The organism is Klebsiella scottii (assembly GCF_036561945.1).
GTDB classification, from domain to species: Bacteria; Pseudomonadota; Gammaproteobacteria; order Enterobacterales; family Enterobacteriaceae; genus Klebsiella; species Klebsiella scottii.
In genome coordinates, this window is the sequence record NZ_JARXNI010000020.1 from 2,012,972 (window position 1) to 2,036,725 (window position 23,754).

The 23,754-nt window shown below is 53.5% G+C and carries 17 protein-coding genes; 9 read left to right on the forward strand and 8 right to left on the reverse strand.

Features of this window, described 5'->3' with window-relative positions:
- Positions 1-51: 51 nt before the first annotated feature.
- Positions 52-939 carry a D-hexose-6-phosphate mutarotase gene (locus QFI97_RS17110; protein WP_346431658.1) on the forward strand — a complete coding sequence of 296 codons (888 nt, stop codon included), beginning with the start codon at positions 52-54 and terminating at the stop codon, positions 937-939.
- Between the two features lie 91 nt (positions 940-1,030).
- Here the strand turns inward: QFI97_RS17110 and QFI97_RS17115 are convergent, their stop codons facing one another.
- The 3 genes from QFI97_RS17115 to QFI97_RS17125 all read right to left on the reverse strand — a co-directional run bounded on the left by QFI97_RS17115 (position 1,031) and on the right by QFI97_RS17125 (position 4,280).
- A complete protein-coding gene (locus tag QFI97_RS17115) occupies positions 1,031-2,488 on the reverse strand; it encodes a DASS family sodium-coupled anion symporter (RefSeq protein WP_095096843.1) in 1,458 nt (485 codons plus the stop codon).
- 98 nt (positions 2,489-2,586) lie between these two features.
- Positions 2,587-3,441, reverse strand: a complete 855-nt coding sequence (locus QFI97_RS17120; RefSeq protein WP_346431659.1) for an aldo/keto reductase — start codon at positions 3,439-3,441, stop codon at positions 2,587-2,589.
- A 92-nt stretch (positions 3,442-3,533) separates the two neighbouring features.
- Positions 3,534-4,280 (reverse strand): MipA/OmpV family protein, encoded by a 747-nt coding sequence (locus tag QFI97_RS17125; protein ID WP_095096837.1) that lies wholly within the window; start codon positions 4,278-4,280, stop codon positions 3,534-3,536.
- A 429-nt stretch (positions 4,281-4,709) separates the two neighbouring features.
- Here QFI97_RS17125 and yeaG point away from each other — a divergent pair, with 429 nt between their 5' ends.
- The 3 genes from yeaG (at position 4,710) to QFI97_RS17140 (ending at position 8,645) form a co-directional block, all read left to right on the forward strand.
- A complete protein-coding gene (gene yeaG, locus QFI97_RS17130) occupies positions 4,710-6,644 on the forward strand; it encodes a protein kinase YeaG (RefSeq protein WP_095096834.1) in 1,935 nt (644 codons plus the stop codon).
- A 160-nt stretch (positions 6,645-6,804) separates the two neighbouring features.
- Entirely contained in the window at positions 6,805-8,088 is a 1,284-nt protein-coding gene (locus tag QFI97_RS17135) for a YeaH/YhbH family protein (RefSeq protein WP_346431660.1), read from the forward strand.
- 248 nt (positions 8,089-8,336) lie between these two features.
- A complete protein-coding gene (locus tag QFI97_RS17140; protein ID WP_331835439.1) occupies positions 8,337-8,645 on the forward strand; it encodes a hypothetical protein in 309 nt (102 codons plus the stop codon).
- A gap of 161 nt (positions 8,646-8,806) precedes the next feature.
- Here QFI97_RS17140 and QFI97_RS17145 read toward each other — a convergent pair whose 3' ends face one another.
- Complete coding sequence (locus QFI97_RS17145) at positions 8,807-9,106, reverse strand: putative quinol monooxygenase (protein WP_095096825.1); 300 nt, start codon at positions 9,104-9,106, stop codon at positions 8,807-8,809.
- Between the two features lie 327 nt (positions 9,107-9,433).
- Here QFI97_RS17145 and QFI97_RS17150 point away from each other — a divergent pair, with 327 nt between their 5' ends.
- Both QFI97_RS17150 and QFI97_RS17155 read left to right on the forward strand, forming a co-directional pair.
- On the forward strand, positions 9,434-9,592 hold the full coding sequence (locus QFI97_RS17150; RefSeq protein ID WP_218029263.1) for a YnfU family zinc-binding protein: 159 nt from the start codon (positions 9,434-9,436) through the stop codon (positions 9,590-9,592).
- Between the two features lie 155 nt (positions 9,593-9,747).
- Entirely contained in the window at positions 9,748-18,330 is an 8,583-nt protein-coding gene (locus QFI97_RS17155) for a glycoside hydrolase family 94 protein (protein ID WP_346431661.1), read from the forward strand.
- Positions 18,331-18,349: 19 nt separating this feature from the next.
- Here the strand turns inward: QFI97_RS17155 and QFI97_RS17160 are convergent, their stop codons facing one another.
- On the reverse strand, positions 18,350-18,583 hold the full coding sequence (locus QFI97_RS17160) for a YnaE/YdfK family cold shock protein (RefSeq protein ID WP_095096819.1): 234 nt from the start codon (positions 18,581-18,583) through the stop codon (positions 18,350-18,352).
- A 153-nt stretch (positions 18,584-18,736) separates the two neighbouring features.
- Between QFI97_RS17160 and QFI97_RS23475 the strand changes: the two genes are divergently transcribed.
- Positions 18,737-18,913 (forward strand): YnfU family zinc-binding protein, encoded by a 177-nt coding sequence (locus QFI97_RS23475; RefSeq protein WP_218029264.1) that lies wholly within the window; start codon positions 18,737-18,739, stop codon positions 18,911-18,913.
- Positions 18,914-18,994: 81 nt separating this feature from the next.
- Complete coding sequence (locus tag QFI97_RS17165; RefSeq protein ID WP_346431662.1) at positions 18,995-19,276, forward strand: hypothetical protein; 282 nt, start codon at positions 18,995-18,997, stop codon at positions 19,274-19,276.
- A gap of 440 nt (positions 19,277-19,716) precedes the next feature.
- Here QFI97_RS17165 and QFI97_RS17170 read toward each other — a convergent pair whose 3' ends face one another.
- From QFI97_RS17170 to QFI97_RS17180, 3 genes are all read right to left on the reverse strand, one after another.
- Complete coding sequence (locus tag QFI97_RS17170) at positions 19,717-20,352, reverse strand: DUF421 domain-containing protein (protein WP_346431663.1); 636 nt, start codon at positions 20,350-20,352, stop codon at positions 19,717-19,719.
- 8 nt (positions 20,353-20,360) lie between these two features.
- Positions 20,361-20,807: a DUF3290 domain-containing protein gene (locus QFI97_RS17175; protein ID WP_095096813.1), complete on the reverse strand. Its 447-nt coding sequence runs from the start codon at positions 20,805-20,807 to the stop codon at positions 20,361-20,363.
- 498 nt (positions 20,808-21,305) lie between these two features.
- Positions 21,306-22,667 (reverse strand): YncE family protein, encoded by a 1,362-nt coding sequence (locus QFI97_RS17180; protein WP_095096810.1) that lies wholly within the window; start codon positions 22,665-22,667, stop codon positions 21,306-21,308.
- Between the two features lie 320 nt (positions 22,668-22,987).
- Here QFI97_RS17180 and QFI97_RS17185 point away from each other — a divergent pair, with 320 nt between their 5' ends.
- Positions 22,988-23,641, forward strand: coding sequence for a LysE family translocator (locus QFI97_RS17185; protein WP_331835444.1), 654 nt, complete (start codon positions 22,988-22,990; stop codon positions 23,639-23,641).
- Positions 23,642-23,754: the final 113 nt, after the last annotated feature.

Sequence of the window (23,754 nt, forward strand, 5' to 3'; positions counted from 1 at the left end):
GTCGCCTTTTTTTATGGCTTAACTCAGTACCTGTACACCAAGGATTGCACCATGATTAACAAAATTTTTGCTCTCCCGGTTATTGAACAAGTTACTCCTGTCCTCTCTCGCCGCCAGCTTGACGACCTCGACCTGATTGTCGTTGACCATCCGCAGGTTAAAGCTTCCGTCGCCTTCCAGGGCGCCCACCTGCTCTCCTGGAAACCTGCCGGCGAAGAAGAAGTTCTGTGGCTCAGCGCAAACACCCCGTTTAAAAGCGGCATCGCGCTGCGCGGCGGCGTGCCGGTTTGCTGGCCGTGGTTTGGCCCGGCGGCGCAGCAGGGTCTTCCTGCCCATGGCTTTGCGCGCAACCTGCCGTGGACGCTGAAAGGTCACAATGAAGATGAAAGCGGCGTGATGCTGACCTTCGAACTGAAAAGCAGCGATAAGACCCGGCAGTACTGGCCGCACGAATTTACGCTCTACGCGCGCTTCAAGCTGGGTAAAACCTGCGAAATCGAACTGGAAGCGCACGGCGAATTTGAAACCACCTCCGCCCTGCATACCTACTTCAACGTCGGAGATATTGCGGCGGTGAAAGTCAGCGGCCTGGGCGATCGCTATATTGATAAGGTTAACAACGCGCAGGAAGGCGTGCTAAGCCACGGCGAGGAGACCTTCCCGGATCGTACCGACCGCGTCTATCTGAACGCGGATGCCTGCAGCGTTATTCACGACGGCGCGCTGAACCGCAGCATTGACGTTATTCATCACCATAACAGCAACGTGGTGGGCTGGAACCCTGGCCCGGCGCTTTCCGTGAGCATGGGCGATATGCCGGACGACGGCTACAAAACCTTCGTTTGCGTCGAAACCTGCTGCGTCACCGGATCGCAGAAAGCCAGCGAAGAAAAACCGTCTCGCCTGGCGCAAACTATCCGCGTCGCGAAAAGAGGCTAATGCCGCTGCGCTCCTGAACCGGAGACGCGGGATCAAAAACAGGGCGCAATCGCCCTGTTTTTTTACTGATGCCGCATGCGACGTTGTTCCGTTACCAGAACCCCACCAGCTTCATCCACGCGCCCCCCAGCACCAGCCAGATGAAGATAGACGCAATCGACACCACGAAACTGACGCCCCACCACTGACCCGTGGTGTTATAGCCGGAACCAAACAGAGCGGGCCCCGGGCCGCCAGAGTACTGCGTCAGCCCCATCGACAGGTTCGAGGTATAGCCCAGCACCAGGGCGGCGAAAAGCGGCGGCACGCCGACGGAAACGGCAACGGCCAGAAACGCCAGGTACATAGCGGAAATATGCGCCATCGCCGAGGCGAAGAAATAGCGGGTATAGAAATAGACCGCGACCAGCAGTAAGAAGACCGTTATCCACTCGAAGTGGCCGACATAGCCGACAATCCGCTCCGATATCCAGCTAATCATGCCGTACTTGTTGAGCGCGTTGGCCATCATCACCAGTACGGCGAACCAGAACATCGTATCCCAGGCCGTTTTTTCTTCAATAATGTTTTTCCACGACATGATATTGCTGACCAGCAGCACCATCAGCCCAATAAACGCGGAAAGGGTGGCGGGAATGGCAAAGAAAATGTCGCCCACCGTCCAAAGCAAGATCAGCAGGACAAAATCAAGCGCGAGGATTTTTTCCGCCAGCGACATCGGCCCCATTTTGCGCAGCTCTTCTCTGGCGATCGCGGGAATTTCCGGCGTTTTCTTCAGCTGCGGCGGATAAATAGCGTACAGCACCAGCGGCAGCAGGATCAGAGAGGCAATCCCCGGCACGATCGCGCCGACAAACCAGGTCGTCCAGGTGATTTCAATGCCCTGGCTTCTCGCCAGTTCGGCTATCAGCGGGTTACCCGCCATCGCCGTTAAAAACATCGTACAGACAATGGCGTCAATCTGAGAAACGCAGAGCATTAAAAAGGCGCCGGCTTTTCTGGCCGTCGCGCCAGGTTCCGACTGGTATGCGGTCGCAATGGACTGCGTAATAGGATACATAATGCCGCCGCCCCTCGCCGACGCCGAGGGAATGCCCGGCCCCAGGACAACGTCAGACAGGGCCAGACCATAGGCTACGCCCAGCATGCTTGAACCGCATTTGGAAATAAACCACAGCGCCACCCGCTTGCCCAGCCCCGTCTTAATCACCGCCCGGGAGATGAACATCGCGATACCAATCAACCAGATCGTACCGTTGGCAAACCCGGAAAGCGCCGCGATTTTGTCGCTTTTACCCGGTGAGAGAGGCGTCACCCCTAAAAATGCGGAGACGATCAGCGCAATCATCGTCACCGCCCCCATCGGCATCACCTTCAGGATGATGGCAAAGATCGTTGCGGCAAAAATAGCAAACATTTGCCATGCATGAATGGCCAACCCTTCTGGGGGAGGGGTAAACCAGATAATTGCGCCGAACAGGATTGTCAGGGCGGCTTTCCAGAGGGGAAAAGCCAGCTTCACGTCCAGAGGCTTGTTAGGTTCAGTCATGTCATTCTCCTTTTTCTTTTATCTTTAAAAGGATAATCACAACTGAGCATTGATATCCATCAACGAAACCCGCAGATGTCTTTGTAAAATCAGCGCCTTTACACCATATCTAAGGGCGTTTTGCGCCCCGGCGCCGGAAAGGCCCTTTCCATCACCGCGATATCGTTCTCATCCAGCACCACCTCGAGCGCGGCCGCGTTCTCTTTAACGTGCGCGATGCTTCCGGCCTTTGGAATCGCCATCACCCCTTTGTGGCTGATTACCCACGCTAACAGGAGCTGCGCGACCGTGACGCCCTTTTCCAGCGCCAGGCTGCTGAGGGCGGGATGATTCATTAAGCCATCGCGCAGGCGACCGGCCTGGGCCAGCGGGCTGTAGGCCATAACCGGCAGCTGCTGCTGCTGACACCACGGCAGCAGATCGTGTTCAATGCCGCGCGATGCCAGATGATACAGCACCTGGTTGGTCGCGCAGCGTCTGCCTCCGGGCACCTGCCACAGCGCCTGCATATCGTCGGTATCGAGATTGGAGACGCCCCAGCGGCGAATTTTGCCCTGAGCAACCAGCGCCTCCATCGCCTCGACGGTTTCTGCCAGCGAGAAATCACCCCGCCAGTGCAGCAGATAGAGATCGAGATAATCGCTCTTCAGACGACGCAGGCTGGCTTCACAGGCCTCGCGCATCCTGCGCCCACCGGCGTGCCACGGATAGACTTTGGAAACCAGCGTCACGCGGTCGCGCAGGCCGAGAAGCGCCTCGCCCACCACCTCTTCCGCCCCGCCGTCGGCATACATTTCGGCGGTATCGATAACCGTCAGCCCGAGCTCAACGCCCGCTCGCAGTGCAGCCACTTCCTGCGAGCGATGCGCGCCGTTTTGTCCCATATACCAGGTCCCCTGCCCGATGGCAGGAACCGCCTGCTGGTCGCCAAAGCGGCCCATTTTTACCGTCATCGCTACCTCCCGTCGCTTATTGCACCACCGTAATGCAAAACAGGGCGCTACGCCCTGTTTTGATGCACAGATGTGTCTATAAAGATGCACAATCAGAAAGTGTAGGTGATCCCGGTGGAGATCAGACCGCTCCAGGATTTGTCCACCATCGGGCTGTCGGTGATTTCGTCGGAGAGGCGGGTGTAGCGCGCCGCGCCGTATACGCTCCAGTCGCCGAGGAAGCGATAGTTTGCCGACAGTTCGAGATACGGGTTCCAGCTGCTATCCGGGTCGTAGCTGCGCATGCCGCTGCGATCGGATTCGCGCTTCGAAACGCCGTAGTAGTATTCGTTCTGGTTGTCGCTGCTCCACTCCACGCCGATACCCGGCGTTAAGGTCAGGTTGCCGTTGGTGTAGCGATAGAGCCAGGCCATGTCCCAGGTAATCCCGTTGCTTTTATCCAGCGTATCGCCGGCGAGGGTGGTACGCAGGAAGCCATACGGGGTGTTGTGGACATAAGACAGCCCGGCCATCATCGTCGATTTACGCCGATCCAGCTTACGCATCTGTTCGCTGTCGCTGTCGCCCGGCTTAAAGTACATCGGCGACCAGTAGGCGGTAACCGACAGCTTATCGCTCTCGTCATTCCATAAGTAGTAACCGCCGCCTAAGCCACGGAACCAAAAGCTGTCGCTCTCGTAGCTGATTGCCGGCACCGGGTAAACATCGACGTCATATTGCTTATACGGGCTTTCGACGATACCCACGCCGGCCCCCAGCGTTAACTTCCCGTCGGCGTGCGCTGCCGACACACAAGCCAAAAGGCACACGCCTGGTGCCAGAGATTTGATCTTCTTCACAATCCATATTCCCGTTTGTCAAATAATCCGCGCAGGCAGTTTAACGTCGTAGCCCTCATGCCTCAAATTCTTTACCCGTCATTACAAAAAATGACTCCCCCGCTCATCAATACAGGGTTTCGGACCTGCAGCTTCATGACAACACGATGAAGGCCCCCGGCAGGACGTGCGAAAAAGCGGCCTTTTTTAGGATGAGTTATTGATATGTCATTGAAATTGATTTTTCGCTGCATGCAAGTTTTCTAAATGCATCTACGCTTTAATTTAGAAGATGTCATTGCAGGGCACGTTATCTTAATCTTGTCGACAACCTGGCATAAGGGTTGCTGGAGAATCAGTAGACGTCGCGCTCTGCTTGCCTCTTCCGGGAGCACCCACTATTCATATGAACGCTCTCAACTTGTGCTAAATACGAAAGGACGGCATGCCATGAATATATTCGATCACTATCGCCAGCGTTATGAAGCTGCCAAGGACGAAGAGTTCACACTGCAGGAGTTTCTTACCATCTGCCGGCAAGATCGCAGTGCTTATGCCAACGCGGCAGAAAGGCTGCTGATGGCCATTGGTGAACCCGCAATGGTCGATACGGCCCTGGAGCCAAGGCTGTCCCGTCTCTTTTCAAACCGGGTTGTCGCACGCTATCCGGCATTTGAAGAGTTTTACGGTATGGAAGATGCCATTGAACAGATCGTTTCTTACCTGAAGCATGCTGCGCAAGGTCTGGAAGAGAAGAAACAGATTCTGTATCTGCTGGGGCCGGTGGGCGGCGGTAAATCATCCCTTGCCGAGCGTCTGAAATCATTAATGCAGCGCGTACCGGTTTACGTGCTGAGCGCGAACGGCGAGCGCAGCCCGGTGAACGACCATCCTCTGTGCTTGTTTAATCCGCGGGAAGATGCGCAGATCCTCGAGAAGGAATATGGCGTACCAACCCGCTATCTCGGCACCATCATGTCGCCGTGGGCGGCCAAGCGTCTGCATGAGTTTGGCGGCGATATCACCAAATTCCGCGTCATCAAGGTGTGGCCGTCGATTCTGGAGCAGGTTGCCATCGCCAAAACCGAACCCGGCGATGAGAACAACCAGGATATCTCTGCCCTGGTCGGTAAGGTTGATATTCGCAAGCTGGAGCACTACGCCCAGAACGATCCGGATGCCTACGGCTATTCCGGCGCCCTGTGCCGCGCCAACCAGGGGATTATGGAATTCGTCGAGATGTTCAAAGCGCCGATTAAGGTGCTGCATCCGCTGCTGACCGCCACTCAGGAAGGCAACTATAACGGCACCGAAGGGATTTCCGCCCTGCCGTTTAACGGGATTATCCTCGCGCACTCGAACGAATCTGAGTGGGTGACCTTCCGTAATAACAAAAACAATGAGGCCTTCCTCGACCGCGTCTATATCGTCAAGGTGCCTTATTGCCTGCGCATTTCTGAAGAGATGCGTATTTATGAAAAACTGCTGAATAACAGCGAGCTGACCCATGCGCCCTGCGCGCCTGGCACCCTTGAAACGCTGTCGCGCTTCTCGATTCTGTCGCGCCTGAAAGAGCCGGAAAACTCGAGCATTTACTCCAAAATGCGCGTCTATGACGGCGAGAGCCTGAAAGATACCGACCCGAAAGCGAAATCCTACCAGGAGTATCGCGATTATGCCGGCGTCGACGAAGGTATGAACGGTCTCTCCACCCGCTTCGCCTTTAAAATATTGTCGCGGGTATTTAACTTTGATCATGCCGAGGTTGCCGCTAACCCGGTTCATCTGTTCTACGTCCTGGAACAGCAAATTGAGCGCGAGCAGTTCCCGCAGGAGCAGTCGGAGCGCTACCTGGAATTCCTCAAAGGCTATCTGATCCCGAAATATGCCGAGTTTATCGGTAAAGAGATCCAGACCGCCTATCTCGAATCCTACTCCGAATACGGGCAGAACATTTTTGACCGCTATGTCACCTATGCGGATTTCTGGATTCAGGATCAGGAATACCGCGATCCGGATACCGGCCAGCTGTTCGACCGCGAATCGCTGAACGCGGAGCTGGAGAAAATTGAAAAACCGGCGGGGATCAGCAACCCGAAAGACTTCCGTAATGAGATAGTCAACTTCGTGCTGCGCGCCAGAGCAAACAACAGCGGACGCAACCCGAACTGGACCAGCTACGAAAAACTGCGCACGGTTATTGAGAAGAAAATGTTCTCCAATACCGAAGAGCTGCTGCCGGTCATTTCGTTCAACGCCAAAACCTCTACCGACGAGCAGAAAAAGCACGATGACTTCGTCGACCGGATGATGGAGAAAGGCTACACCCGTAAGCAGGTACGTTTGCTGTGCGAATGGTATTTGCGCGTACGTAAATCGTCCTGACGTGCGGCAAGCCCGATCGCTGCGGGGCAAAAAAGAGATACCAACAATTCGAGTTGCAGGGAGCCCCGGAGGTTTACTCAGGTAAGCGTCCGGGGTAAGCAACGCACAATGCGGCTTGAAGTATGACGTGTATGGTTGGCAAATGCAGTACGGGGGGCATATGACCTGGTTTATAGACCGGCGCCTGAACGGGAAGAATAAAAGTGCGGTGAATCGCCAGCGCTTTTTGCGTCGCTACAAGGCGCAGATCAAACAGTCGATCTCCGAGGCGATCAACAAGCGCTCGGTGACCGATATTGAGAGCGGAGAATCCGTCTCTATTCCGACGGATGATATCAACGAACCGATGTTTCATCAGGGTCGCGGCGGCCTGCGCAATCGCGTGCATCCCGGCAACGACCATTTTGTGCAAAATGACCGTATTGAACGACCGCAGGGTGGTGGCGGCGGCGGAGGTAGCGGCCAGGGGCAAGCCAGCGCCGATGGCGAAGGCGAGGATGGGTTTGTCTTTCAGATATCCAAAGACGAGTATCTCGACCTGCTGTTTGAGGATCTCGCCCTGCCGAATCTGAAGAAAAACCAGCAGCGGCAGCTTACCGAGTTTAAAACGCATCGGGCGGGTTTTACCGCTAACGGAGTCCCGGCTAACATCAGCGTGGTGCGTTCGCTGCAAAACTCCCTGGCGCGACGTACCGCCATGACCGCCGGTAAGCGACGCGAGCTGCGCGCGCTGGAGGCGGATCTGGACGTCATCACTAAAAGCGAACCGGCACAGCTGCTGGAAGAAGAGCGGCTGCGTCAGGAGATAGCCGAGCTGCGGGCGAAGATTGACCGCGTGCCGTTTATCGATACCTTCGATCTGCGCTATAAGAATTATGAAAAACGGCCCGAGCCCTCCAGCCAGGCGGTGATGTTCTGCCTGATGGACGTTTCCGGCTCCATGGATCAGGTCACCAAAGATATGGCCAAACGTTTTTACATCCTGCTGTATCTGTTCCTCAGCCGGACCTATAAAAACGTCGAGGTGGTCTATATCCGCCACCATACCCAGGCAAAAGAGGTGGACGAACACGAGTTTTTCTATTCGCAGGAAACCGGCGGCACGATCGTCTCCAGCGCGCTGAAGCTGATGGATGAAGTGGTTAAAGCGCGCTACGACCCGTCGCAGTGGAATATCTACGCCGCGCAGGCGTCGGACGGCGATAACTGGGCGGATGACTCGCCGCTGTGTCACGAACTGCTGGCGAAGAACATCCTGCCGGTGGTGCGTTACTACAGCTATATTGAAATCACCCGTCGCGCCCACCAGACGTTATGGCGTGAATATGAACACCTGCAGACGACCTTTGAAAACTTCGCCATGCAGCATATACGCGACCAGGAAGATATCTATCCGGTATTCCGCGAGCTGTTCCATAAGCAGAGTGCCAATACCACCAGCTAACGTAAATAAATCAGCCAGTTAATTATATTTTCTGGCTGATTTTCTATCCCTAGCACGCAATATTATTCTCCCGCTGACGCAATGGTTAGCGCCTGTTCCGGCATCATGCTCCCCTTTTCGTTTCCCGTACGCCGCGTCCTCGGTCGCGCCATTATCACGCTTAGCCAACGCCACGGTTATTATCCCTGGGGACAGCGAGGACCTACCGTGCTAATTTGCTGCTTCGGCTTATTAAGAGGTTGAGAGTAATGAGAAAAAAGCTTCAGAACATGTGCTGGCTGCTGGGAGCTATCGCGGGCGGCGCATCAGCAGAGCAATTTGGCACTCCCGTATCAATCTGCCTTGATAATCACACGGTCCCGTTCATTAAAACGGATAAGCCAGCCATTGAGATTGTTGACGCCGCTTACCGGCAGTGCGAGGAAGCGCTCAGGCTGTGGAGAGACGAGCGCAAATCATTGCCTCCTGAAATGGTTGCCAAACAGGACCAGGAGTTCCATGACTTTTATGTCCATATGATTGAAATAAGGCGCAAGGCTCCGGCGGGAGCAGAATAACGGAAGCGGCGTTGCGTTGGCGGTCGTGAGTGACGCTTCGCCCAAAACCGCCTCAGGCCATCCATCACCGGGGAAGATAATTCGGAATCTAAATCAATGCGCGTTAACCCGCTGCGGGCCGCCTGAACTACAATGATGACGCCGCATTACCGCCGGCCTGGCTATTCCTCCGGATTCACCCGGCAATTCATCAGGATATAGCGGGCGTCTTTTCGCTTATGCTGGTCGATTAAAGGGACCAGTCGTCTGAAATGCTCGCTGGCGCAATGCGCGTCAAGGGCCGCGTGGTCTGGCCACTCCTCAATAAAAATGAAATGTCCGGGATCCTTCTCATCAATATATAAATCATAAGCGATACAGCGCGGCTCTTTCTTCGTTGCCGATACCAGTTCCCGGTACAAAGGGAGAACGATTTCAACGCATTCGGGTTTTATAAAATCTTCGGCAGTGACTTTTAACATACGCGCCTCTTAGTTAAAACGAATACTGACTCGCCGGGGATGAATGATACCTCAGCGTCATCAGGCCCGTTCTCCGTTGGGATAGCGCTGACGCTGGTCATTTTCTGCAAGCATCATAGCCTTTGCTCTCGGGAAGTGCACGACGGTCCGCCCTTCCCTCGGGAAAGTCAAAGGAGGGTCGCGGGCAGTTTTATGGCAGAGGTGGACTACCGCTGCGGCCTGAGATGAGGGAGAGAAGCAGCAAATATAAACGGGGAGGTTTTTATATAGATTAAATTTTATCCAGACGTGGTAGACTGAAACACATTCATTGAAAGGTTAATCATCATGTCATTTCTCGATTACGCAATGAAGCTCATCGGTGGAACGTCCACCGCCACCTGCCCCATCTGCGGCTTAAAATCCCCCCAGCCTGCATCAAAGATTCGGTTAAAGCAGGCAATGCTATGCCCGGGATGTAAGGCCCTTTTTGTCTCGCCACGCTAACCCCTTACGCCGGCTCACGTACAAACCGGTGTTCTATACTGAAATAAAGACCGGCAGCTGTTAAATCCCTGATGCCTTACGCCCATCCTGAGAGAACGTTTCTGAACTGATTTCGCAACTGCTCCTGCGCGTTAATGTCGCATCAGAGCAACGCTATGAAAATGAATCCCCGAGCATGGTTTAGCCGCTCCCGTATGTCTACGAAAGCCCCTGAACTGGTGCCGTTTCCTGCCAACGACTCAACAAGCGAAAATAGCTTGCGCTCAGAGCTGTTTTCGACGCCTCAGATGGAACGTTACGGCCAGAAACTGGCGCATACTCATAAGTTGTCGCCGGACAAGCTGCCTTACTATCTTCTTAAACGGCTGGGGGATAATGAGGCTGCGATCACGCAAAACTGTTATGCGCTCAATGCCGGGAAAAAATCGAGCATCATGCCCGCGGGTGAGTGGCTGCTTGATAATTACTACCTGATTGAGGAACAAATCCGCATTGTCCGCCAGCATCTGCCAAAAAGCTTTGGCAAAGGCCTCCCGTCCCTGGCATCGCCTCACCACTGCCCGCGTATTTACGATATCGCATCTGAAGCTATTGCCCACGGTGACGGGCGCTGGGACGTGGCCAGCCTGACCAGCTATATTGCGGCCTATCAGCAGGTGACGCCGCTGACGTTAGGCGAGGTCTGGGCGCTACCGGGCATGCTGCGTCTGTCTCTGATCGAAAATCTGCGTCGCGTCAGTATGGAAGTAGTAAAAGCCCAGCAAGAGCGCAGCCTGGCAGATACATGGATTACGCGGATTTTCGAATGTGCCGAGAATACTCCGGCAGACTTAATCATGGTGGTCGCCGACATGGCGCGCGCGCGGCCGCCGCTGAGCAGTGCGTTTGTCGCAGAACTGGTACGCCGCCTGCAGGGGCGCGGCAATGCGCTGGCACTGCCGCTGACCTGGGTGGACCAGCGTCTTGCTGAACAGGGCGTGACAACCGAGGTTCTTATTCACCGCTTCAATCAACAGCTTGCGGCCAGCCAGCTTTCCGTCAGCAACAGCATCGCGGGCTTGCGTTTGCTGAGCGAAACGAACTGGGCTGATTTCGCCGAGGCAATCAGCGTCGTAGAACAGACATTGCGTCTCGATCCTGCCGGCACCTATTCCCGTATGCACTTTGATACCCGGGATCATTACCGCCACGTCATCGAGATCCTGACCAGAGACAGTCGTTTCAGCGAGTCAGAGGTAGCCAGCCGGGTACTGGCGCTTTCTGTGGAAAATGCGCCCGGCACGCCGGGGCATCATATTGGTTATTATCTGGCCGGTGGAGGCCGCGAGCTGCTGGAAGTGCAGCTTTCCGCAGATACCTCAGGGCTGATACGCCTGCGGCATAGTTTCAACAAAATCCCCTTGTTGTCATGGCTTGGCAGCCTGAGCCTGCTGACGACAGCGGTGACGGCCGGAATTTTGCACGAAACCGCGCAGCAGGGAATGGGCTGGATGCTGATACTTTTGGCGTTGCCGCTTATTTTGGCGGTCAGTCAGTTAATGAACGATTTGTTGAGCGAAGCGACCACCCGCTTTCGAATACCCAGACCGCTGCCGCGAATGGATTTTTCCGCTGGAATTCCGGCTGATTGCGCGACCCTGGTAGTGGTCCCTTGTATGCTGACAAGTCACGAAAGCATCAGCAAGCTCCTCACCAGCCTGGAAGTGTGCTGGCTGGGTAATCAGAACGAAAACCTCCGCTTCGCCCTTCTCACCGATTTTGCCGATTCCGCCGTTGAAAAACCGCCAGAAAACAGCGGGCTGCTCAGACAGGCCATCGCGGAAACAGAGGATCTTAACCGCCGCTATCCAGCCAGCCGCCCACGCTTTTATCTTCTGCACCGACAGCCAGAATGGGCCTCCACGCAGGAAAAATGGATGGGTTATGAACGCAAACGGGGAAAGCTGGCGTTGCTGAACAACTGGTTGCGCCATCCCGCGGCGCAATTTTCCAGCGTCGCAGATGCGCCAGCGCATCTGTTGCCGGGTCATATTAAATATGTCATCACCCTGGACAGCGATACGGTGTTACCGCGCGACACGGCGCATAAACTGGTCGCGACAATGGCGCATCCGCTCAACCTGCCAGAGTATGATCCGCTACGGCAGAGGGTCGTCAAAGGGTACGGCATTTTACAGCCCGGGCTGGCGGAGGAAATGCCGCGCAACGGACAGGGACGCTATGCCGCCATGCGCAGCAGCGTGCCGGGTAATAATCCCTATTCGATGATGTCTTCAGATATCTATCAGGATCTCTTCGGCGAAGGATCGTTCGTTGGTAAGGGCATTTATGACGTCGATATCTTTGTCCTGGCCACCGCCAACGCCTGCCCGGAAAATCTGGTCCTCAGCCATGATTTACTCGAAGGGTGCTACGCTCGCTCCGGGCTACTCAGTGAAGTTTTACTCTACGAGCAGTACCCGAACAACTATCTGTCAGACGTTGCCCGCCGCACGCGCTGGATCCGTGGCGACTGGCAGCTGCTTAACTGGCTCAGCCCGTACGTCAGAAAAGCGGATGGAACCCGGGATAAAAATCCGCTATCGGCGCTTTCCTGCTGGAAGTTATTCGACAATTTACGCCGCAGCCTGGTCAGCCCGTCTTTGCTGGCGCTTCTTTTTTGCTCCCTGCTGCTGGTCCCCAACCCGCTTTATTGGCTTGGCGCGCTGGCGCTGGTGTGGTTATTGCCTTCAGCGCTGAGCATCAGTCACGACCTTCTGCATAAACCTCTTCGCCGCCCTTTGCGGCTGCATATTCCACTCGTCGCGGCCGGGGCGCTGAAACGGTTTTCCCGTATCGGGCTCAATTTTGCGATACTGCCGCATGAGGCCGGATACTCATTGTACGCCATTGCCGTGACGCTCTGGCGTCTTGGCGTCAGTCAGCGCAATCTCATCCAGTGGACCAGCCACAGCCCCGACGGCCATCAGCCCGGCGTTTCGGTGATTCGTTTTTATCGGGCGATGTGGCTGAATGTTGTCGCCGGGGCGGCATTGACGATGATGACTTTTCATTTTTCCCCACGGCTTCTGACTATCGCTCTGCCCGTCGGCGTTCTATGGTGTCTGGCCCCCCTGCTGCTGAGCTGGCTAAGCCGCCAGCCTGAACGTAAGGCGATTTCGCTGAACCAGGAACAGAAGCTGCTGCTGCGTCAGACGAGTCGCGAAATCTGGGCCTTCTTTGAAACCTTTGCCACGGCAAAAGAGAACTGGCTTCCACCGGACAATTACCAGGAAATACCGCAGCCAACCATCGCACATCGCACCTCCCCCACCAATATCGGACTTTCCCTGATGGCCAATCTGACCGCCTGGGATTTTGGCTACCTGCCCGGGGGAGAGGTTTTACAGCGCGTGACGATGACTCTCGACTCAATGGATAAAATGGAACACTTCCGGGGCCATCTCTTTAACTGGTATGACACCCGCACGCTTGCGCCCCTCAGCCCACGCTATGTTTCGAGCGTTGACAGCGGCAATATGGCCGGCCATTTACTGACATTGCGCGAAGGCCTGTCCGCCATGCGTCATCAGCCGGTTTTGAACAGCGAGCAGATCCTGGCCGGGCTGAACGATACGATAATCATTCTGGAAAAACACTGGGGTCAGAACGCGCCAACCGGTCTGCGACTGCTGCGCAAGCACTGCCTGAACGCAGCGTCGCTGCGTCCGGCGCAGCTGTTCAGCGAACTTAAAAAAATGCGCGCCCAGTGTAACCATCTGACGACGCAGTGCGCTCAGGAGAGCAGCCTTGTGGTGCGCTGGACAGGACACCTTGAGCATCAGCTGGTGCAGCTTTGCCATGAATGGTCGCATTTGCTTGGCTGGATACCTCAGACGTATAGCGAACAGATGCTGCCGACATTGAGCTGGCTTGCCGGCGCGAGCTATTGCGGCGAAGGAACGCCTCCGGCATCGGCTACGGCGCTGGCCCGCATGCGGCTGAAGATTATCACTGAACTTGAACAGCGGCTGAACGATCATGCGAGAATGGATTTTGCTTTTCTGTACAGCGAGGCGACCAGCCTGCTCAGCGTCGGCTACAACTGTGATACAAATACACCCGATAAAAGCCATTACGATCTTCTGCCGTCTGAAATCCGTCTGACCAGTTTTCTCGCCATCGCGACTAACCAGCTGCCGTTAAAAAGCTGGTATGCCCTGGGACGGTTGTTCACCACCATTGACCATGAAACCGCGTTGATGTCGTGGAGCGGTTCGATGTTTGAATACCTGATGCCGAACCTGGTGATGCCCACCTGGCCCGGTAGCCTTCTCGATGAAATGAGCCAGTCCGCGGTTAAGCGTCAGATACGCTGGGGCAAAGAGCGTGGGGTGCCGTGGGGGGTATCGGAGTCCGGTTATCATGCTTTTGATGTTCAACATAATTATCAGTATCAGGCATTTGGCGTACCGGGCCTCGGTCTGCGGCGAGGACTTGCTGACGATATGGTCATCGCCCCGTATGCGACACTGCTGGCGCTAACGATCTCTCCGCAGAAAGCCTGCGAGAATCTGCTCAGCCTGGAAAAAAACGGCGCGCGCGGCGAATACGGTTTTTATGAAGCGCTGGACTATACTCCCTCCCGCCTCGCAACCGGGCAGCTGTATGCCGTCGTGCAGTCCTGGATGGCGCACCATCAGGGGATGGCATTTCAGGCGCTGGCTCACGTGCTGCTTAACGCCCCGATGACGGAGCGATTCATGTCCAGTACCGTCTTCCGCTCGGCGAGCCTGCTGTTACAGGAGCGCGTGCCGGATGCGGTCGATCTCTACAGCCCGCGCCGTCATTTCGAATCCCATGAAGGAAGGGTCAAACCCGTTCGCTACGAACCGCGTATTTTCACCGGAGCAGATACGCCGGTGCCTGAAGTTCAGCTGTTGTCCAACAGCCATTACCATCTGATGTTGACCCCCGGTGGCGGTGGCTATAGCCGCTGGAACAATATTGCCCTCACGCGCTGGCGCAGCGATACGACCCGGGATAACTGGGGAGCATTCTGCTATATCCGCGATTCGCAAACGGGCGAAGTCTGGAGCAATACCTGGCATCCCACCGGCAAAGACGCCGATAACGGCGACGAGGCGATCTTTACCGATGCCGGCGCTGAATACAGGCGTACTTTCGGATCGCTGAGTGTCAGAACCCAGATTGTGGTCTCCCCGGAAGATGATATTGAACTACGGAGGCTCACGCTGGTACACAGGGGGCGAATGCCGCACGACCTTGAACTGACAACCTATTCCGAAGTGGTGCTGGCGTCCGACGCCAGCGATCGGGCCCATCCGGCATTCAGCAATTTATTTATCCAGACCGAGATTAACCCCGATCGTGACGCGATCCTGTGCCATCGCCGCCCGCGTTCGCTGGACGAACAGAACCCGTGCATGTTTCACATGGTGGTCGTGCATGGCAATAACAGTAAGAGCATCTCGTTTGAAACCGACAGGGCAGCATTTATTGGCCGCGGCAGAACCCCTTCAAATGCGCTGACAAGCGTAAAAAAAGGACCGCTCAGCAATACCTCGGGGGCCGTACTTGATCCGATACTGGCGATTCGCCACGCTATCACGCTACTGCCGGGACAGCCCGTCACTATCGATATCGTTTACGGTATCAGCGAAAGCCGCCAGCACAGCCTGGCGTTGCTTGAAAAATACAGAGATCACCCCATTGCTGACCGCATCTTTGAACTGGCCTGGTCCCACAGTCTGGTGGTGTTACGCCAGATGAACGCCAGTGAAGATGATGCCACGCTGTTTAACCGTCTCGCCAGCGCGGTGCTTTACCCCTGTCACGAGCTGCGCGCCGACGGCCAGATTATCAGCCGTAACCGGCGAGGTCAGTCCGGCCTGTGGGGCTGGGCGATTTCAGGCGATCTGCCGATAGTGCTGTTCAGTATCACCAGCGAAGAGGGTATCGCCTCGGTAACAACACTTATTCAGGCGCACCGATACTGGCGCCAGAAAGGGCTGGAGGTCGATTTGGTGATCCTCAATGAGAGCCCCGGCGGCTACCAGCAGGCGCTGCAAAACCAGATTATGGATTTGATTTATGCCAGGTCGGGAGCCAGCCTGCTGGATAAATCAGGCGGGATTTTTGTCCGTAATGGCGAGCATCTCTCCGCCGAGGATAAGCAGCTTCTGATGAGCGTCGCCTGCCTGTACCTTGATGATCGAGCCGGCGGGCTAAGTGAACAGCTTAACCAGCGCATTCATACCCTAAAACCCCAGGCCAGGTTGCTAATTCCGCACCCTGCAACAGAGGGCAATCGACATACCGACTGGACGCCTGATACCCATCAGCTGCGCCATTTCAATGGGCTCGGCGGCTTTTCTCAGGATGGTCGGGAGTATCAGATTGTCCTCAGGGAAAACGAGCCGACGCCAGCTCCGTGGTCAAATGTGCTGGCAAACGCCGATTTTGGCAGCGTTATCTCAGAGGCGGGACAGGCCTACAGCTGGTATGAAAATGCCCATGAATACCGCTTAACGCCCTGGGAAAACGATCCGGTGAGCGACCGCAGTGGTGAAGCCTTCTATCTGCGTGATGAAGAGAGCGGTGCGTGCTGGTCGCCGACGATACTGCCGGTGCGCGGCCACGGCGACTATTTGACCCGTCATGGTTTTGGCTACAGCGTGTTTGCCCACCGGGAGAGCGGGATAGACAGTGAGTTGACGATACTGGTCGCCGAACAGGCACCGGTTAAACTGGCGATCCTGACGCTCAGTAATAATTCGGGACGAACGCGTAAACTGTCCGTCACCGGCTATGCGGAGTGGACGCTTGGGGATTTACGAACCCGTTCGGCCTCCCATATCGTTACGTATCCAGTCAACATTTCTGGCGGTTGCGGGGTGATGGCCAACAACTTTTACGGCGCTAACGGCGGCGAGCGCACGGCATTTTTTGCCGTCAGCGGCTCCTACTGCTCGCTGACGGGCGACCGCCGCGAGTTTATTGGCCGAAACGGTTCATTGCAAAATCCGGACGCCATGAAGCTGCGCAGGCTCTCGGGGAAAACGGGGGCCGCGCTGGATCCCTGCGCAGCAGTACAATCCGCGGCCACGCTAATTGATGGCGACCAGAGAACGTTTATTTTTGTCCTTGGCGTGGATGAAAATCATAGCCGGGCTCAGGAGACCCTGGCCCGCTATCTGAATGAGGATAACGTCCGCCAGGAGCTGAACAACGTTCACCGCTATTGGCATCACGTACTCGATAAAATGGTGGTCAATACCCCGGATACCTCCGTGAACTTACTGGTCAACGGGTGGCTGCTGTACCAGACGATGGCCAGTCGCCTTATGGCGCGTAGCGGTTACTATCAGTCCGGCGGCGCATTTGGTTTTCGCGATCAGCTGCAGGATACGCTGGCGCTCAGTCACGCCGCCCCGGAAAGGATGCGCGAACAGATAGTGCTGTGCGCAACACGGCAGTTTGTTGAGGGAGACGTGCAACACTGGTGGCACCCTCCTCACGGTAACGGCGTGCGTACACGCTGTTCGGATGACTATCTCTGGCTCCCGCTCGCAGTCTGTCACTATGTCGAAACGATCGGGGACACGGAAATACTGGAATTGAATATTCCTTATCTGCAAGGTCGCCCGCTCCATCCGGGTGAAGAGTCCGTCTACGACACGCCGGTCATCAGCAGCAGCGAAGAGACGCTATGGTTACACTGCGTCAAAGCTATTCAGCATGGATTACGCTTCGGGCAGCACGGTCTCCCGCTGATGGGGGCCGGCGACTGGAATGACGGGATGAACCAGGTTGGCATTGAGGGGAAAGGTGAAAGCGTCTGGCTGGGCTTCTTCCTGTACGATATTTTACAACGCTTCGCTTCGCTTGCCGATCGGCGACAGGATGCCAGCGTCGCTTCAATGTGTCGTTCAGAGGCGCTGCGCCTGCAAAAAAATCTCGAAACCTCGGCATGGGACGGTGAATGGTACCGGCGAGGATATTTTGACGACGGTACTCCCCTGGGCTCAAAAGCGTCGCAGGACTGTCGAATTGATGCGATTGCGCAAAGCTGGTCGGTACTGTCCGGGGTCGCCAGCCAGGCGCGTAGCGTCATGGCGATGCAGGCGCTGGATAAGCATCTGGTGGATAACGAGGCCGGGCTAATCAAACTGTTAACGCCACCTTTCGATGGGCACGGGCTGAATCCGGGATATATCCAGGGCTATCTGCCAGGAGTGCGGGAAAACGGGGGGCAGTATACTCATGGCGCCATCTGGGCGGTGATGGCGTTTGCCCGGATGGGGAATGCAGAACGCGCGTGGCAGCTGTGGTCAATGATCAACCCGATAAACCACACGCTGGATGCCGGTGGAGTGGAAAAATATAAAGCAGAGCCCTACGTCATGAGCGCTGATGTGTACAGCGTCGCGCCGCATACGGGTCGTGCCGGATGGAGCTGGTATACCGGTTCCGCAGGCTGGGCATACCGTTTGTTGACAGAGGAGCTGCTGGGGATAAAACGTTGCGGTACTTCCCTTACCGTTCATTCTCTGTTGCCGGACAACTGGCCGTCGTTTTCCATGACATATCAGTACGGCGACAGTCAGTATCACATTAGCGTTTCACGTGGCGTCGGGAAATACCAGACCACTCTGGACGGCATCATCCTCCCCGATGACAGCATTCCGCTGATGGATGACGGACAATTCCATACCATTGATATCATTCAGAACTGACGCTGGCTTAGCGTGCGCATTAACGTCTGCCGTTAGTGCGCTGATTGTCCCGGAGAACATCAATTGCGGTCTTCATCGCGGTTTTGTCATCCCTTCTTTTTTGTTTGTCCTGCATCACCTGCAGGTACTCAAGCAACGTCCGGGTGTTAATGGGGCGGCCCTGTTTGCCGACGGCCAGCACGGCTTCACCAAGGATAATTTTCACTGGCGGCAATTGCGCCGGGTACCAGTCGAGGATGTCTTCTGATTTCATTATAAATTTCTCACGGAAGGGTATTATATCACAAATCACCCAGGTGGTCTGCGGGTCTGACTTGCTGATTTAGTAATAAATCCACATAACATTATCTAAATAATCTTGTTTAAAGGCGTATAATGAATATTACATTCCATAGAGTATCAATTTATGTCTTATACAAATGGACTCAGGCATTTTAAAGAGAGACCCGTTCACGTGGCTTGCCCGGTATGTGCCCACCGGGCCGATCAGAAAGCAGGTAAATTACGGAAAAATGCGGTTCTGGAGTGCCCCGCCTGCGGGCTATTATTCAGACCGTCAGAATGCTGGTGTATTGGAGGCTGATCGGCGGTCTCGCATTTTAAAGATACACAAATGGGAAAATGGCGACCTACCTGTTTTACTCCTGTAATGAAGGTTATGCTTATGAAAACCAGTAAAGTTGTTCTTATTGAAGGAGATATCATTGGCTGCCGTCTTTCCGGCGAAATAAATCAACCTTTCTGCATTCACAGAGTCAGATTTAGCAATGATAAATATGCGATTGTGCGGGTAGCATCAGGACAGTGCTTCACGCCAGGGGAGATCATTGAACGGCACGGGAACGAATGGTTTTACAACCATGAAAAAATTCGCCTGCTCGGGTTTGAATACCTTGACGAAAAGGAATCCGCCAGACAATTCCATGAACATTACTGGCATATATAGAATAACCCAGAGGGATATTTTACTGATGCAAACCGAAAAGTTATAATTTCTGGCCCTGACTAAACTCTGCATTTTGGCGATTCCATTTAAATAGATGAGCATCATCAACGTTAACATACGCCGTTAAATATTAGCCCTACCGTTATTTATCCTGCGCGCCATAACATGCAGGCACATGAAAGAAAAAAGATACAAGGTGTAAACGAGCCATACCCTCTTCGGCGGCATTGACCGGCCCCTCACAGACGTAATTTCCGCTCCTCGCTCATAGCCGTCGTCATATGGCCTCGGGCCTGTCCGCTCCATACCTGAAGCGGACGTTAATGTCAGTATCCTTAGACAGAGTCAGACGTGGAATCACTGCCCCTGATAATCAAACACTTCAAAAAAACAATGTTATCAATAGCATAAGGGTAGTAAGGCAGAGTTAACTTTGGATATCATTTTTCATATCCGTATAAATTAATCCTGCCTGACAAATATTCACCTAAATATACTTCACTGATTTTATTGAAGCCTTGCTCCGCAATTTCACCTTCTAACCAATCACTGTCTTTGTTAATAATCTCAAGCAGATCATGGTTAGCTAACCCATCTACTATAATTGGGTAACGTATATTTTCATCGCCACTTTGGATAATAGTCAACTGCCCATTCTGTTCGAGAACCACGCGTTTTAGTTGCTCCACTTCATATATGCCATTTGCTCTTAATTTAAACATCAAATCATTTGCGGAAACACCATTTCTTAAACACTCTTTAACATTAACGCTGCCATTATGTACCAAGGTAATAGGCTTGCCATCAATAATTCGTTTAACGAAGCGATTATTCTCTTTTAAAAACTTAAGAACAAAAACAAGCAAGGTCCAGATAATTAACACTAGTATAAATTGTAGTACGGTTATCGATTCATTGTAAATTACGCCACCGATGATCCCGCCTAATACATAGTTTTGAACCTGATCCATTGCGGATGAGGGGGCCAGATTCCCTTTTCCCATGAGATTTATTTGAACAATCAAACACAGTATTCCCAACCCCAACTTTATAATGATAGGTGTGTAAACAATCATTTTATTCCTCAATTTCTTATAATTTCTATTTCGGGATTTATTAACGAGACTTCTACTAACCTGTAAGTCTTTTGATCCACACTTAAGTTAATACGGTAATAGGAATCATTAATTTTAACAATGACGCCATCCGATAATTGTACTGAACTGGGAAAGATCGAGTTTACACTCACATCTTTTTCTTTTGATAACAACCTCACAAAATTAACCATTTGCGATGATTGTGAGTGTACATTTTGGCTATCTGTATAATCTGCATACTGAACACCCGAAATGAAGAGTAAAAATAAGAAGGCGATAATCGTTAAGTCCCGATATTTAGTCTGCAGGCGATGACGCATATACAGGCTAAAAACGACAATGAGGATAAACAAAGTGCTAAATATAATAATATATTTTAAATAATCATTTATATTAGACTGCATTTGTAGATAATTTATTCCATAAAACTTCATCTAGGCATAACTCCTGATTTTTTAAGACTCCCACCTTTATTATAGTGATTCATTGCCATTTTTCACGCTGATGTTACATAACAACTAATAATTATCAGCTATCATCTGAGGTCTGTCATTGATTTTTTAAGCTGAAGTATAGATAAGAAGTATAAATCATCGATGGTTTAAGTATCTGGCGAGGGCGGTAGTTGGTTCGAAAAGTTCCCTGATTTCCATTAACAGCTTAATCAAAGGCGCACATGAATAATGTCTGCTGCTTGCTCAAAGCAGCCTCTTAGAGAGTTGCACGCGGCGGCTTCGTGCAGCAGACATTACACACGGCGTATTGTTAAAAATTTGTGTTTATGGAGAACGATGGACGTCAGCCTGGCTCGGGGAAGAGGATGTGAATACCGGCCAGTTATGCCGGGAACACACCCCCATCCCATATGCTGCTGAGAGCTAGTAATAATGCCAGGCTGACCTGCCCGCGAATAACATAGCGGATTAAAGCCGTTATTTTATGGGGGTGATTTTCGTCACTGAGCCTGTTTGAGCTTTATCCCCGGTAGTACCATACATAGACACCAGATAAACGGCACCATCAGGCCCGGCGGTCAGGTGGTTTGGCGTATCATCCATCGGGATATTAGCGACCAGTTTACCGTCCTTGTCCAGAACAGCAACGGTTCCGCCTGCACGCGTGGCGGCGAAAACCTGCGACGTCACGGGATCCCAGGCAACAGAGACTCCCCCGGCGCCAATGTAAGTATCAGCGAGAACCTTGCCGTCCGCATCAAGAACCACGACATTGTTTGTCTCCTGGGAAGCGACGTAAAGACGGCCGGTCTCCGGATCGCGAGCGATGTCGGTTGCACCTTGCGCCTGAGGTATTTTCACCGTCGTACTCTTGCCCGTTTTGAGATCAATCCAGCCCACCCAGGGCGTATCGCGGCTGACGCCATAGAGTTTCCCACCGGTACTGTCGAGGGCAAGATCTGTACTGTAAAACTGGTCGCGGCCGCGGTTCGTCACGAACTCCATCTGACCGATATGTTCCAGCGTTTTGGTATCATATACCTCGATAAAACCGGTCAGCGCTGCGCTGACATAAGCCCGATTGCGGGCTTCATCAATAACCACATCGCGTGGATGTGTGACCGACCCTTCCGGAAAGACTTTCACGACGGAAAGCGTTTTTGCATCATAGACGGTCACCGTCTCGGCAAGCGTGTTCGTCGTCCAGACATGATTATGGACATTATCAACACCGACGCCGAAGACACCAATTTGCTCACCCTTTTTGTCTTTAGGCAGAGTAGCCTCCGCTTCGACAGCCAGCGTTCCAGCGTTCAGCCTCATCAGGCGGCTACCATCCTTCGGGCCGCGTGCAGAGGTCACGAACAGCTTCCCGTCGGCCGAAACTGCCGACTGGTAAGCCCGCTCACCCACGGGAATTGTTTGCAGCCTGAAAGCCTCGGTGTTTTTCGGGGGAACAATTTGGGACAATTTCAACATGACCTGCGAAACGCTCGCGGGATTTTGCGTGATAACAGTGAGTGGATGAAGGCCTGTAGCGGCATCGGCCGGAACGGTTAGCGGAATAGTAAGGTTTCCCTTTTCGTCAGCGGTCAATGGTTTCGGTGTCAGGACTTCAGTGCCATTCAGCATGGTGACGGTCGTGCCCGCCTGCAGGCTCTTAATCGCTATGACAGTTTTATCTCCGGGCTTAACGGGAACGTCCCGTGACCCGGCACGGATACTGCCAGGGAACGTCGTGGTAGCAGTTGCCCATTGGCTATCGGCGTATGCCGCTGTGGCGGTTGACATCGCAATAGCGGAGGCCAACAGCACTGAACGCACTGAAATTCTTCTCATCTTATCTCCATAAATTGTATTGATGCTGCATCTCAACGCAGCCACCGGTTATACCCCATGCGCTGAGTCTTACCTTCTGCCATGAGAAATATGTCTTGTTATAAGCGCATTTAACATACCACAACGATGTAAATAGTTATCATTACTGTTTTGGGTGGTATCTTAAATGCAGGGCGTTTTATGTATAGCTTGTGAGCGAGCTGTAGATTTCCGCTTAGGGGGCGGCATTGTGCCTGAAGAGGACGTCGCGATATGTTCCGCTTTCGGCTCCGATCGGAGTGAGGTAACGTACAGGAATATTTTTACCGGACGCAATCAACATGCCTTCCATCGAAACGTTTATGACTTTCCTGTTAGCTCTTACACTTCTGGAGATCTCTCCGGGCCCAGACATGATGCTGACCATCGCGAGGGGAGTTGGTCAGGGAAGGCGTATTGCTTTGCTTACAGTCATGGGGAATGTTTTCGTTGCAGGATCTGTGCAGGTATCTTTTCTGGTTCTGGGGCTTGTAACCGTTGTTCACGCCTGGCCGGTTGCGCTGGATCTGCTGAGGTGGGTAGGTGCCGCTTACCTGATCTGGTTGGGATTTAAGATGATCGCGACATCAGGCACAGATACCCGACTGCGGAAAACAGTCAGAATTTCTGACTGGAATGCGGTCAAAGAGGGCGCGCTGAACAGCCTGACTAATCCAAAATCTCTTCTATTCATGTTTGCTTTTCTGCCCCAGTTCGTCGACCCCGCCGCCGGACCTGTCTGGCTACAGCTGCTTGTTTTAGGCGGTATACAAAAGCTGGCCGGGATTATATCTCTGGGTTCTGTCGCAATGGCGTCAGGAACGTTCGGAAACTGGTTAGGTAAACATCCTGCATTTATTAAATGGCAGGAGCGATTTACAGGTGTTGTCATGGTGGCACTTGGCGTTCGAATGCTATTTAGTGGTTCTGGTGTTGTATCGACACCTAAAAATTAAAACCCCCTCACCTGCCTGACACCGTAAGCACAACGTCGGTTTCTTACCCATAGCACGCGTCTTACGCCTCGGCCCGTGCCCTTTGCGCCAGGCGCAGACGTTGCTATGTATCA

Excerpts from the sequence above, each read along its gene's own strand:
- QFI97_RS17110 (WP_346431658.1), top strand. The coding sequence starts at position 52 with ATGATTAACAAAATTTTTGCTCTCCCGGTTATTGAACAAGTTACTCCT.
- QFI97_RS17115 (WP_095096843.1), bottom strand. The coding sequence starts at position 2,488 with ATGACTGAACCTAACAAGCCTCTGGACGTGAAGCTGGCTTTTCCCCTC.
- QFI97_RS17155 (WP_346431661.1), top strand. The coding sequence starts at position 9,748 with ATGAAAATGAATCCCCGAGCATGGTTTAGCCGCTCCCGTATGTCTACG.
- QFI97_RS17140 (WP_331835439.1), top strand. The coding sequence starts at position 8,337 with ATGAGAAAAAAGCTTCAGAACATGTGCTGGCTGCTGGGAGCTATCGCG.
- QFI97_RS17145 (WP_095096825.1), bottom strand. The coding sequence starts at position 9,106 with ATGTTAAAAGTCACTGCCGAAGATTTTATAAAACCCGAATGCGTTGAA.
- QFI97_RS17180 (WP_095096810.1), bottom strand. The coding sequence starts at position 22,667 with ATGAGAAGAATTTCAGTGCGTTCAGTGCTGTTGGCCTCCGCTATTGCG.
- QFI97_RS17175 (WP_095096813.1), bottom strand. The coding sequence starts at position 20,807 with ATGAAGTTTTATGGAATAAATTATCTACAAATGCAGTCTAATATAAAT.
- QFI97_RS23475 (WP_218029264.1), top strand. The coding sequence starts at position 18,737 with ATGTCTTATACAAATGGACTCAGGCATTTTAAAGAGAGACCCGTTCAC.
- yeaG (WP_095096834.1), top strand. The coding sequence starts at position 4,710 with ATGAATATATTCGATCACTATCGCCAGCGTTATGAAGCTGCCAAGGAC.
- QFI97_RS17150 (WP_218029263.1), top strand. The coding sequence starts at position 9,434 with ATGTCATTTCTCGATTACGCAATGAAGCTCATCGGTGGAACGTCCACC.
- QFI97_RS17185 (WP_331835444.1), top strand. The coding sequence starts at position 22,988 with ATGCCTTCCATCGAAACGTTTATGACTTTCCTGTTAGCTCTTACACTT.
- QFI97_RS17160 (WP_095096819.1), bottom strand. The coding sequence starts at position 18,583 with ATGAAATCAGAAGACATCCTCGACTGGTACCCGGCGCAATTGCCGCCA.
- QFI97_RS17170 (WP_346431663.1), bottom strand. The coding sequence starts at position 20,352 with ATGATTGTTTACACACCTATCATTATAAAGTTGGGGTTGGGAATACTG.
- QFI97_RS17135 (WP_346431660.1), top strand. The coding sequence starts at position 6,805 with ATGACCTGGTTTATAGACCGGCGCCTGAACGGGAAGAATAAAAGTGCG.
- QFI97_RS17165 (WP_346431662.1), top strand. The coding sequence starts at position 18,995 with ATGAAAACCAGTAAAGTTGTTCTTATTGAAGGAGATATCATTGGCTGC.
- QFI97_RS17120 (WP_346431659.1), bottom strand. The coding sequence starts at position 3,441 with ATGACGGTAAAAATGGGCCGCTTTGGCGACCAGCAGGCGGTTCCTGCC.